A 12,151-nucleotide genomic window follows, 5' to 3' on the forward strand; every position below is an offset into this window, starting at 1 on the left:
CCTCGGCGTCGTACGGAGGCGGGGTCAGGCGTGGTCGACCTCGCCCAGGTGGTGCACCCGGACCATGTTGGTGGTGCCGGGGACGCCGGGGGGCGAACCGGCGGTCATCACGACGACGTCGCCCTCGTTGAACCGCTTGAGCTTGCGCAGCTCGCGGTCGACCAGCTCGACCATCTCGTCGGTGCTGTTCACGAACGGCACGACGTGCGACTCGACGCCCCAGCTCAGCGACAGCTGGTTGCGGGTCCCCTCGTCGGTGGTGAACGCCAGGATCGGCTGCGCGGCGCGGTAGCGGGAGAGGCGGCGCGCGGTGTCGCCGGACTCCGTGAACGCCACCAGGCCCTTGCCGCCGAGGAAGTCGGCGATCTCGCAGGCGGCACGGGCGACCGAACCACCCTGCGTACGCGGCTTCTTGCCCGGGACCAGCGGCTGCAGACCCTTGGAGAGCAGTTCCTCCTCGGCCGCGACGACGATCTTCGACATCGTCTTCACGGTCTCGATCGGGTACGCGCCCACGCTGGATTCGGCGGACAGCATGACCGCGTCCGCGCCGTCCAGGATCGCGTTCGCGACGTCGGACGCCTCGGCGCGCGTGGGACGGGAGTTGGTGATCATCGACTCCATCATCTGGGTCGCGACGATCACCGGCTTGGCGTTGCGGCGGCACAGCTCCACGAGGCGCTTCTGCACCATCGGGACCTTCTCCAGCGGGTACTCGACGGCCAGGTCGCCGCGGGCCACCATGACGGCGTCGAACGCCGTGACGACGCCCTCCATGTTCTCGACCGCCTGCGGCTTCTCCACCTTGGCGATGACGGGGACCCGGCGGCCCTCCTCGTCCATCACCTTGTGGACGTCGTTCACGTCGTCGGCGTCGCGCACGAAGGACAGGGCGACCATGTCGCAGCCCATCCGCAGGGCGAAGCGCAGGTCCTCGATGTCCTTCTCCGACAGCGCCGGCACGTTCACGGCCGCACCGGGCAGGTTGATGCCCTTGTGGTCGGAGATCACGCCGCCCTCGATGACGACCGTCTTGACCCGGGGGCCGTCGATCTCGACGACCCGCAGCTCGACGTTGCCGTCGTTGATGAGGATCTGGTCGCCGTGCGAGACGTCGCCGGGCAGGCCCTTGTAGGTCGTGCCGCAGATGTGGCGGTCGCCGGGGACGTCCTCGGTCGTGATGACGAACTCGTCACCGCGCTGCAGTTCGACGGGGCCTTCGGCGAAGGTCTCCAGGCGGATCTTCGGACCCTGGAGGTCGGCGAGCACGCCGATGGCGACGCCGGTCTCGGCCGCTGCGGCCCGGACCCGGTCGTACCGCCCCTGGTGCTCTGCCTGGGTGCCGTGGCTGAAGTTGAATCGGGCCACGTTCATGCCGGCCTGGATCAGCGCGACCAGCTTCTCGTGGGAGTCGACCGCGGGGCCGAGAGTACAGACGATTTTCGAACGGCGCATGGGGCGATCCTATCGGTTTGTTTCGCTGCGGAATATTCCGTCTGGCGGAAGATACAAATGGGCGGGCGGCCGCTCAGGCGTGGCCTTGCGGCCCGCTCAGGCAGCACCCTCTCCGACCAGCGCATACGTCTGTGTGGCGATCTCCAGTTCCTCGTCCGTCGGCACCACGGCGACCGCTACTCGCGCGTAGGGCGGCGAAATAAGTCGCGCCTCGTCCCCGCGTACGGCGTTCAGGTCACCGTCGACCACGAGCCCCAGCTCCTCCAGGCCCGCGATCGCGGCCTCCCGGACCGGCGCCGCGTTCTCGCCGACACCGGCGGTGAAGGCGATGGCGTCCACCCGGCCGAGCACCGCGTAGTAGGCGCCGATGTACTTCTTCAGGCGGTGGATGTAGATGTCGAAGGCGAGCCGCGCCTGCTCGTCGCCCTCGTCGACACGGCGGCGGATCTCCCGCATGTCGTTGTCGCCGCACAGGCCGGTCAGACCGCTCTTCTTGTTGAGAAGAGTGTCGATCTCGTCCGTGGACATGTTCCCAACACGCTTCAAATGGAAGATGACGGCCGGATCCACGTCGCCCGACCGGGTCCCCATCACCAGCCCCTCCAGCGGCGTGAGGCCCATCGAGGTGTCCACGCAGCGGCCGCCCCGGACCGCCGACGCCGAGGCGCCGTTGCCCAGGTGCAGCACGATGACGTTGACCTCCTCGGGCGCCCTGCCGAGCAGTTCGGCCGTCGCCCGCGACACGTACGCGTGCGAGGTGCCGTGGAAGCCGTAGCGGCGGATGCGGTGCTCGTCGGCGGTCCGTACGTCGATCGCGTAGCGCGCCGCGGACTCCGGCATCGTCGTGTGGAACGCGGTGTCGAAGACCGCGACCTGCGGCAGGTCGGGACGCAGCGCCATCGCGGTGCGGATGCCGGTGAGGTTCGCCGGATTGTGCAGCGGCGCCACCGGGATCAGCCGCTCGATCTCCGCGAGGACCGCGTCGTCGACGACCGTCGGCTCCGTGAACGTCCTGCCGCCGTGCACCACCCGGTGGCCGATCGCGGCGAGTTCGGGGGAGTCCAGGCCGAGCCCGTCCGTCGCCAGCTCCGCGGCCACCGCCTTCAACGCGGCCTCGTGGTCGGCGAACTCGGCCGCCGACTCACGGGTCTCGCCCGTGGTCAGCGCGGTGTGCCGGAGCCGCGAGGTGCCCTCGCCGATGCGCTCCACCAGGCCGACGGCGAGCCGGGAGCTGTCCCGCATGTCGAGGAGCTGGTATTTGACCGACGAGGAGCCGGAGTTGAGGACGAGGACACGCGTGGCGGCGGAGGCCGGGCGGGCCTCGCCGGACGGCGCGGGGGCGGGGGACGGTTCGGCAGTCACTGCGCGGGAGCCTTCTGGTCGGGGGTCTGGGCCTGGATCGCCGTGATGGCGACGGTGTTGACGATGTCCTGGACGAGCGCGCCGCGCGACAGGTCGTTGACGGGCTTGCGCAGTCCCTGGAGCACCGGGCCGACCGCGATCGCGCCGGCGGAGCGCTGCACGGCCTTGTACGTGTTGTTGCCGGTGTTGAGGTCCGGGAAGATCAGTACGGACGCCTGGCCCGCGACCTCGGACTCCGGCAGCTTGGTCGCCGCGACCGACGGCTCCACGGCGGCGTCGTACTGGATCGGCCCCTCGATCCGCAGGTCGCCGCGGCGCAGCCGCACCAGGTCCGTCGCCTCGCGCACCTTGTCGACGTCGGCGCCCGTGCCCGAGGTGCCCGTCGAGTACGACAGCATCGCGATCCGCGGCTCCACCCCGAACTGCTCGGCGGTGGCGGCCGACTGGATGGCGATGTCGCAGAGCTGTTCGGCGTCGGGGTCGGGGTTCACCGCGCAGTCGCCGTAGACCAGGACCTTGTCGGCGAGGCACATGAAGAACACGGACGAGACGATCTTCGAGTCGGGCCGGGTCTTGATGATCTCGAAGGCGGGCCGGATGGTCGCGGCCGTCGAGTGCACGGCCCCCGACACCATGCCGTCGGCGAGGCCCTGCTGCACCATCAGCGTGCCGAAGTAGTTGACGTCCGCGACCACGTCGTACGCCAGCTCCACGGTGACGCCCTTGTGGGCGCGCAGCTCGGCGTACCTCTCGGCGAAGGAGTGCCGCAGGTCGGAGCTCTGCGGGTCGATGAGCTGGGCCGCGGTGAGGTCGATGCCGAGGTCGGCGGCCTTCTTGCGGATCTGCTCGGCCGGACCGAGCAGCGTCAGGTCGCAGACACCCCGGCGCAGCAGCACCTCGGCGGCGTGCAGGACACGCTCCTCGGTGCCCTCCGGCAGCACGACACGGCGCCGGTCGGAGCGGGCCTGCTCCAGCAGCTTGTGCTCGAACATCATCGGGGTGAGCCGGTCGCTGCTCGGCGCGGACACCCGCTTCAGCAGGTCCGAGGTGTCCACGTACCGCTCGAACAGGCCGAGCGCGGTCTCCGCCTTGCGAGGGGTGGCCGCGTTCAGCTTGCCCTCCAGGGAGAACAGCTCGGTCGCGGTCGGGAAGGAGGTGCCGGCCACCGAGACCACCGGGGTGCCGGGCGCGAGGCGCGTCGCCAGCGTGAGGATCTCGTCGCTGGGGCGCTCGTTGAGGGTGAGCAGGATGCCGGCGATCGGCGGGGTGCCGGCGCTGTGCGCGGCCAGCGTGCCGATCACCAGGTCGGCGCGGTCGCCGGGGGTGACGACGAGACATCCCGGGGTCAGGGCCCGCAGGAAGTTCGGCAGCATCGCGCCGCCGAACACGAAGTCGAGGGCGTCCCGCGACAGTCCGGCGTCGTCGCCGAGGAGCACCTCGCCGCCGAGTGCCTGGGTGATCTGCGCGACGGTCGGCGCGGACAGCGCGGGCTCGTCGGGCAGCACGTAGCAGGGCACCGGCAGCCGGGTGCCGAGCCGCTCCAGCACCTCGGTCCGCACCTCCGGTTCCACCCGGTTCACGACCATCGCCAGGACGTCGCAGCCCAGCCCGTCGTACGCGCGGTAGGCGTTGCGGGTCTCGGCGCGCACCGACTCGGCGGTCTGGCCCCGGCCGCCGACGACGGGGATCACGGAGGCGGCGAACTCGTTCGCCAGCCGGGCGTTCAGCGCCAGCTCGTCGGGGAGCTGGGTGGCGGCGAAGTCGGTGCCGAGGACGAGGACGACGTCGTAGTCGCGGGCGACCAGGTGGAAGCGGTCGACGAGCGTGGACACCAGCTCGTCGGTGCCCTGCTCGGCCTGGAGCGCGGACGCCTCGTGGTAGTCCATGCCGTAGACCGTCGCCGGGTCCTGTGCGAGGCGGTAGCGGGCCCGCAGCAGTTCGAAGAGGCGGTCCGGACCGTCGTGCACGAGCGGCCGGAAGACGCCCACCCGGTCGACCTGGCGCGTCAGGAGTTCCATGACCCCCAGCTCGACGACCTGGCGGCCGTCGCCGCGGTCGATCCCGGTCACGTACACGCTGCGCGTCACGCGTGCTCTCCATCCGTCTCGGCGCCAGGCGGTGCGCTGGGCTCGCAAAGGGGCCCACCAACGTGAGCAGAACCCTCTTGACAATACCTCTGGCGCTGGCTAAGGCGCCCGCCCGTACAAACGCCCTGGTCGAGCCGGACCGGGCGCCCGCACGGCCTCCGTGGGGCCGGGGGGATCGGCGGCGCCCCCCGGGGCGTGGAACAATCGGACTGGCTCACACGTACCAGCAGCGAGCAGGAGACACAGCACGATGCGCATCGGAGTTCTCACCGCAGGCGGCGACTGCCCTGGCCTGAACGCAGTGATCCGGTCGGTCGTGCACCGAGCGGTCACCAACTTCGGCGACGAGGTCATCGGCTTCGAGGACGGCTACGCCGGCCTTCTCGACGGCCACTACCGCACGCTCGACCTCAACGCGGTCAGCGGCATCCTCGCCCGTGGCGGCACCATTCTCGGCTCCTCCCGGCTCCAGCGCGACCGGCTCCGCGAGGCCTGCGAGAACGCGCAGGACATGGCGCGCGAGTTCGGCATCGACGTCCTCATCCCGATCGGCGGCGAGGGCACCCTCACCGCCGCACGGATGCTGTCGGACGCGGGTCTGCCCGTGGTCGGCGTCCCGAAGACGATCGACAACGACATCTCCGCGACGGACCGCACCTTCGGCTTCGACACCGCCGTCGGCGTCGCCACCGAGGCCATGGACCGGCTGAAGACGACCGCCGAGTCGCACCAGCGCGTGATGGTCGTCGAGGTCATGGGCCGGCACGCCGGCTGGATCGCCCTGGAGTCCGGCATGGCGGCCGGCGCCCACGGCATCTGCCTGCCCGAGCGCCCCTTCGACCCCTCCGACCTGGTCGCGATGGTCGAGGAGCGCTTCGCGCGCGGCAAGCGGTTCGCCGTCATCTGCGTCGCCGAGGGCGCCCACCCCGCCGAGGGCACCATGGACTACGGCCACGGCGCGATCGACAAGTTCGGCCACGAGCGCTTCCAGGGCATCGGCACGGCCCTCGCGTACGAACTGGAGCGCCGCCTCGGCAAGGAGGCCAAGCCGGTCATCCTCGGCCACATCCAGCGCGGCGGCACTCCGACCGCGTACGACCGCGTGCTCGCCACGCGCTTCGGCTGGCACGCCGTGGAGGCCGCGCACAGCGGAGCGTTCGGCCGGATGACCGCGCTGCGCGGCACGGACGTCGAGATGGTGCCGCTCGCGGACGCGACGACCGAGCTGAAGACGGTTCCCAAGGACCGCATGGACGAGGCCGAGTCGGTGTTCTAGCCCCGCCGGGGGATCGGATCGGATCCCGCGGGGCGGGCGGCGCGGGGCTTGTGGCCGTGCCGCGTGGCCCGTCGCGTGCTGCTCGTGGCGCACGGCGCGTCGTTCCGACGTGTCGGTACGCGTCAGCACGTGTCGTTGCGTGACGGTACGTGCCGACAGGTGCTCGCGTCAGTACGTGTTCGCGCGGATCGTCGACCAGAAGTGGTCGACGATCCGGTCGAGGTAGTCCCGCCCCGCCTCGCCGGAGTCGGCCGCGGCCGGCCCCGAGTTCCAGCTGAGCGTGGCGACCATCTGCCCTTGGTAGTCGGTGTGCAGCTCCTGCAGTGTGTCCTCCAGGAGCTGCCGGTCCAGGGGCACGGTCTTCGCGACCGGCCGTACGTACGCCTGCCAGCGCGTGGTGACCGCGCTGCGCAGCAGGTCGGCGAGTTTGCCGTCGCGGCCCGTCACGGTGACGAAGTCCGGCAGTGACAGTTCGAGCGCGTCGGCGAGCGCGGTCGACTGGCGCTCGGTGCCGCGCCAGGTGCCGGAGTCCTCCATCCGCTGGTAGGCGAGGAGTTCGAGTCCGACGGCCCGCGCGACGTCCTCCTGGGCGAGGTCGCGGGCGACGCGGTGTTCGCGCAAGGTGCGCGGGGCGCCGATGAGTTCACCCGGTGAACACCACAACACCCCAGCGAGGGCGGTGAGTTCCGGGCTGCTCGGTGCCATGGTGCCGCGCTCCCACGCGGTGATGAGATCGGGTGTCGCGTACGGCAGCCCGTAGGAGGCTCGCAGTCCGTAGGCGACGTGTTCGGGCCCCATGCCGAGCGCCGCCCGCAGTCTGCGGGCGGCGAGGGCGTTGAAGGGCGGGGTGGGCTGTTGGGCCTGCGGTCGGTGCACGCGCACAAGCTATGGGCCCCGGCCCCCTCTGACTACGGTCTGTTCGGCCACAATCACGGATCGTAGGAACCTACGGTTCCGGTCGGTGTGCCTCGTACGGGCGGTCCGACGAGTGTCATCCCTTCACGGCGCCGCCGAGCGCGAACCCCCCGCCCAGCCGTCGGGCCACCAGGACGTACAGCAGGATCACGGGCGTCGAGTAGATGACGGAGAACGCCGCGAGCTGCCCGTAGACCACTGTGCCCCGGTTGCCGAAGAACTCGTTGATGCCGACCGACGCCGGCATCTGGTCCGGGGTGAGCAGCAGCATGAAGGGGACGAAGAAGTTCCCCCACATCATCACGAACGAGAAGACCGTCACCACCGCCACCCCCGGCCCCATCAGGGGCAGCACGATCCGGATCAGGGACTGCAGGGAGGACGCCCCGTCCGTCCAGGCCGCCTCCTCCAGCTCCTTCGGGACGCCGTCCATGAAGTTCTTCATCAGCCAGATGGCGAAAGGCAGTTGGGAGGCGGCGAAGAAGAAGATCGTGCCCTGCATGGTGTCGATGAGGTTCACCTGCACGAACAGGGCGTACACCGGCACCATGATCGCGGTGATCGGCAGACTCGTCGCGAACAGGACGGTCAGCAGGAAGGGCCGGTTCAGCCGCGACCGGAAGCGGGACAGCGGGTAGGCCGCGAGCGCCGCGCACACCACCGTCAGAAGGGTGCCGCCACCGCACAGGATCAGGCTGTTCAGCAGGGGCGTGAAGGTGATGTCCGACGTCATGACGGCGTCGAAGTTCGACAGGGTCACCCCGTCCGGCACCTTCACCCTGAGGTCGGCGTGCGCGTCCAGCGACGACAGCACCACCCACGCGAGCGGCAGCGCGAACGCGGCCGCCACCACCAGGAGTCCGGCGTCCGCGGCCAGCCGCCGGGCCGACCGGCGGGACCGCGGTCGTACGCCGCGGGTCAGGACGGCCATGTCACACCTCCGTCCGCAGCAGCCGCATGTACACCAGCGAGAACAGCGAGCCCACCACCAGGAGCAGCAGGGCCACCGCCGTGCCGTACCCGATCATGCTGTTCTGGAAGGCCTGCTCATACATGAACAGGGGCAGGGTCTGGCTGCGGTCGCCCGGGCCGCCCCGCGTCATCACCCAGATCAGCCCGAACACCGACAGCGTCTGCAGGGTGTTGAGCATCAGGTTGGTGCCGATCGAGCGGCGGATCATCGGCAGCGTGATGTGCCACATCCGCCGCCAGCCGCCCGCGCCGTCCACCTCCGCGGCCTCCGTGATCTCCTTCGGGATCTCGTTCAGGGCCGCCGAGTAGACCAGCATCGAGAAGGCCGTGCCCCGCCACACGTTCGCGAACGACACCGCGAGGATCGGCAGCGTGAACATCCAGTTCTGGGACGGGAGATGGAGCCAGTCCAGGATGGCGTTCAGGGTGCCCTCGCGGCGGAAGAAGGCGTAGAGCAGGAAGCCCGCGACCACCTCGGGCAGCACCCAAGCGGTGATGACGACCGCTCCGACCAGCGTGCGGACCGGCTTCGACGCCCGCTGCATCAGCGCGGCGAGCGCGAGGCCCAGGGTGTTCTGCCCGACCAGCGACGACAGGACCGTGAACACCAGCGTCAGCCATACGGCGTTGAGGAACGCGTCGTCGCGGAACGCCTCCCTGAAGTTGTCGAACCCGACGAACGAGGAGTGCGCCTGACCCGTCAACTGCAGGTCCGTGAAGGCGATGTAGGCGCAGTAGACGATCGGGCCGGCGAGGAAGAGGAGCAGCAGGACGACCGCGGGGGTGAGCGGCAGGGCCCGGCCGGCGGAGCGGAGGAGGCCTCCCCGGTGAGGGGAGGCGACCTTCGTGGCCGGCCGGTGGAGCGGTGGGGGTGCCGCCTTCGTCGTGACACTCACTTGCGGGTCACCTGGTCGTCGGTGGCCGACTTCAGCTCCTCGTCGTAGGTGCTCGCCGCCTTGTCGACGGAACTGTCCCCGGTCGTGACGCTCTCCATCGCCTCCTGGATCGCGGTCGACACCTTCGGGTACGCCGGGTAGGCGGGCCGGTAGTGCGTGCTGGCGACGAGGTCCGTGAAGAACTTGATGCCGGGCTGTGCCTGGGTGTACGCCGGGTCGGCGGCGACGTCCTTGCGGACCGCGATGCCGGAGTTGGCGATGTACCACTTCTGGGCGTTCGCCTTCGTCTGCATCGTCTTGATGAACTCGAAGGCCAGGCCGGGGTTGCCGGCCTTGGACGGGATCGACCAGGTCCAGCCGCCGGACATGCTGACCTTGCCGGGGGCTTGGCCGTGCTGGGTGGGCATGTGGGCGAGGCCGAGCTTGCGCGACCACGCGGGCCACTCGTGTCCGGAGCCCTTCAGCCAGTCCTGCGGGAGCCAGCTGCCGTCGAGGTCGATGCCGAGCTTGCCGCCCGGCAGCAGGTCGCCGCGGACGCTGGTGGCGAAGTTCGGGTCGAGGGCGTCGGTGACGTCGGGGCCGAGCTTCTCCTTGTAGACCGTCTCCACGAACGTGAGCGCGTCCTTGAAGGCCTGGCTGCCGGCGACCCACTTCTTCGACGCGGTGTCGTACAGCGGGTCCGACGTGCCGTCGCCCGTCCCGTAGAGCAGCATCTCGAAGCCCTGCATGGTGGCCGCCTCACCGGCGGGTTTGCCGGTGTAGACGTTCAGCGGGGTAACGCCGGGGACCTTCTTCTTGATGGCGCGGGCCGCGTCGAGGACGTCGTCCCAGGTCTTGGGCTGCCAGTCGGCGGGCAGCCCCGCCTTCGCGAAGACACCCTTGTCGAACCAGAGGCCGCGGGTGTCCGTGCCGTCCGGGACGCCGTACGTCTTCCCGTCCTGTGCCTTGGCCGCCGCCTTCGCGGTGTCGATGAACTGGCCCCAGTCGGACCACTTGTCCAGATAGGGATCCAGCGGTTTCAAGTACCCGCTGGTGATGTCCGAGTTGATGAGGAAGGTGTCCTCGTAGACCAGGTCCGGGGCGGTCTTCGGCGACCTCAGCATCTGCTGGAGCTTCGTGTAGTACTCGGAGTCCGGGGCCTTGATCGGGACGAGTTCGACCTTCTTCCCGGGGTTCGCCTTCTCGAACTGTTTCTTCATCTCGCCGAGGTAGGTGTCCATCACCCGGACCGAGTTGTCCGTGGACTGTTTGAACGACACCTTCACGGTGTCCGGATCGCTTCCCGATCCCGACCCGCACGCGGTGAGGGTCGTCGCGGCGAGCAGCGTGGCGAGAAGTACGGGGGCGGCGGTGGGGCGCACGGGCACGACCTCCTGCAGGGCCTGCGTCATTGAGGGCCGAGTTGTCTGCCGGTGAACGTAAGGGGGCGCCGGATCGGGGGTCAATGGCCGTGCAACAGCCCAAGTCACCAACATGACAACGTTGTTGTCCGCGGAGGCCGGCCCCGGTCCCGCTCCGGCCCCGCTCCCGCCCCGTCGGGGCGCCGGTAGCGCCGCGCCGGGTCCTGGAGCTCCCCGATCATCAGATCCGGCCCGGTGCCCCCATGAGATTCATGTCCCACCGAGACTCATGTCCCACTGAGACATTTTCGGGTGTACGGTCGAAGGCATGGGAGACATCGAGGCAACGGAGCCGACGGCGACCCCGGGCACCGCGCCCGCCGGGGCGGACGTCGAGGACCGGCGACGGCGCAAGGCCCGCCGCACCCGCGACACCCTCGCCACGGCCGCGATCGAGCTGATCCTCGACCAGGGTCTGGAGAGCGTGACCGTCTCCGCCGTGGCCGACCGCGCCGACGTCACCCGCCGCACCTTCAGCCGCCACTTCGTCGGCAAGGAGGACGCGGCCCTCGACTTCGTCCGCGGCGACGGCGACCGCATCAACGCCTGCCTGCGCGCCCGGCCCGCCGCCGAACCACCGCTCGTCGCGTACCGCCGTGCCGTCGCCGACTGGCTCGCCGACCAGACGGACCCGGCCCGGCACCTGCGCCCCGACATGCGCCGGCTGCTCGCCCTGGTGGACACCGAACCCGCGCTCTTCGCCGCCTACGAGCGCATCCGGGTCGACGCCCAGGAGGAGTCGATCCGCATCATCGCCGCCCGGCTCGGCACCGACGAGGTACGGGACCTGCGCCCGGCCGTCGTCGTCGACGCCGCCGCCGGTGTCCTCACCGCCGCGCTGCGCGCCTGGGCGCGCGACGCCACGGGCCCCACCGACTCGGCCGCCGCCGACCTGGCCTCCCTGGTGGAGCAGGCCTACGACGCGCTGATGGGAGAGGCCGCACTGGCCGCCTCCCACGCCACCCACCCCGGATCAGGAAAGTGACCAGCACCATGAGCACCACCCCCACCACCCCGGCCGGTCTCGCCGACGCCGCCACCGAGTTCTCCGGCCGCACCGCCCTCGTCACCGGCGCCGCGTCCGGCATCGGCCTCGCCACCGCCCGCCGGCTCGGCCTCGGCGGCGCCTCCGTCGTCATCGCCGACCACAACGAAGAGGGCGCCGAGCAGGCCGCCGCCGACCTGCGCGCCGAGGGCGTCAAGGCAGCCGCCGTCGCCGTCGACGTGACCCGCCCCGAGTCGGTCGAGGCCGCCGTCGCCTTCGCCGTCGACACCTTCGGCGCGCTCCACCTCGCCGTGAACAACGCCGGAATCGGTGGCCCTGTCGCCCCGACCGGCGCGTACGACATCGACGCGTACAACCGCGTCGTCCGCACCAACCTCGACGGCGTCTTCTTCTCGCTGCGCCACGAGATCCCCGCCCTCCAGGCGGCCGGCGGCGGTGCCGTCGTGAACGTCTCCTCCATCCTCGGCTCGGTCGGCTCCGCCGGATCCTCCGCGTACGTCGCCGCCAAGCACGGCGTGATCGGGCTGACCCGGACGGCCGCCGCCGAGTACGCCTCCTCGGGCATCCGGATCAACGCGGTCGGCCCCGGCTTCATCGAGACCCCCCTGCTCCAGGGCATGGACCGGGCCCAGTACGACGGACTCGTCGGACTCCACCCGGCGGGACGGCTCGGCCGCCCCGAGGAGGTCGCCGAGCTGATCGTCTTCCTGCTGTCCGACCGCGCCTCCTTCGTCCACGGCGGCTACCACCTGGTCGACGGCGCCTACACCGCCGTCTGAGCC

General features: G+C 70.6%; 10 protein-coding genes. 3 read left to right on the plus strand and 7 right to left on the minus strand.

Annotated elements, in window-relative coordinates:
* Nucleotides 1-24 precede the first annotated feature (24 nt).
* The 3 genes from pyk to pta all read right to left on the minus strand — a co-directional run bounded on the left by pyk (nt 25) and on the right by pta (nt 4,904).
* Nucleotides 25-1,455 (minus strand): pyruvate kinase, encoded by a 1,431-nt coding sequence (pyk, locus tag B0675_RS16025; RefSeq protein WP_081219501.1) that lies wholly within the window; start codon nt 1,453-1,455, stop codon nt 25-27.
* 96 nt (nt 1,456-1,551) lie between these two features.
* Nucleotides 1,552-2,817: an acetate kinase gene (locus B0675_RS16030; protein ID WP_081219502.1), complete on the minus strand. Its 1,266-nt coding sequence runs from the start codon at nt 2,815-2,817 to the stop codon at nt 1,552-1,554.
* A complete protein-coding gene (gene pta, locus B0675_RS16035; protein WP_081219503.1) occupies nt 2,814-4,904 on the minus strand; it encodes a phosphate acetyltransferase in 2,091 nt (696 codons plus the stop codon). The genes B0675_RS16030 and pta overlap by 4 nt, the downstream gene beginning before the upstream one ends.
* Before the next feature lie 250 nt (nt 4,905-5,154).
* Between pta and B0675_RS16040 the strand changes: the two genes are divergently transcribed.
* Entirely contained in the window at nt 5,155-6,180 is a 1,026-nt protein-coding gene (locus tag B0675_RS16040; protein WP_081219504.1) for an ATP-dependent 6-phosphofructokinase, read from the plus strand.
* Nucleotides 6,181-6,348: 168 nt separating this feature from the next.
* Here B0675_RS16040 and B0675_RS16045 read toward each other — a convergent pair whose 3' ends face one another.
* From B0675_RS16045 to B0675_RS16060, 4 genes are all read right to left on the minus strand, one after another.
* On the minus strand, nt 6,349-6,978 hold the full coding sequence (locus B0675_RS16045) for a helix-turn-helix transcriptional regulator (protein ID WP_241539947.1): 630 nt from the start codon (nt 6,976-6,978) through the stop codon (nt 6,349-6,351).
* A 193-nt stretch (nt 6,979-7,171) separates the two neighbouring features.
* Entirely contained in the window at nt 7,172-8,026 is an 855-nt protein-coding gene (locus B0675_RS16050) for a carbohydrate ABC transporter permease (protein ID WP_081219506.1), read from the minus strand.
* Between the two features lies 1 nt (nt 8,027).
* The gene (locus B0675_RS16055; RefSeq protein ID WP_203659979.1) at nt 8,028-8,861 is read right to left on the minus strand and encodes a sugar ABC transporter permease; all 834 of its coding nucleotides are present in this window, start codon (nt 8,859-8,861) and stop codon (nt 8,028-8,030) included.
* A 98-nt stretch (nt 8,862-8,959) separates the two neighbouring features.
* Nucleotides 8,960-10,354 (minus strand): extracellular solute-binding protein, encoded by a 1,395-nt coding sequence (locus B0675_RS16060; protein WP_081219508.1) that lies wholly within the window; start codon nt 10,352-10,354, stop codon nt 8,960-8,962.
* Between the two features lie 277 nt (nt 10,355-10,631).
* Between B0675_RS16060 and B0675_RS16065 the strand changes: the two genes are divergently transcribed.
* Complete coding sequence (locus tag B0675_RS16065) at nt 10,632-11,348, plus strand: TetR/AcrR family transcriptional regulator (protein ID WP_081219509.1); 717 nt, start codon at nt 10,632-10,634, stop codon at nt 11,346-11,348.
* Nucleotides 11,349-11,356: 8 nt separating this feature from the next.
* Nucleotides 11,357-12,148, plus strand: a complete 792-nt coding sequence (locus tag B0675_RS16070) for an SDR family NAD(P)-dependent oxidoreductase (protein WP_081221820.1) — start codon at nt 11,357-11,359, stop codon at nt 12,146-12,148.
* Nucleotides 12,149-12,151 lie beyond the last annotated feature (3 nt).

Source organism: Streptomyces sp. M41(2017) (genome assembly GCF_002078175.1).
GTDB lineage: Bacteria > Actinomycetota > Actinomycetes > Streptomycetales > Streptomycetaceae > Streptomyces.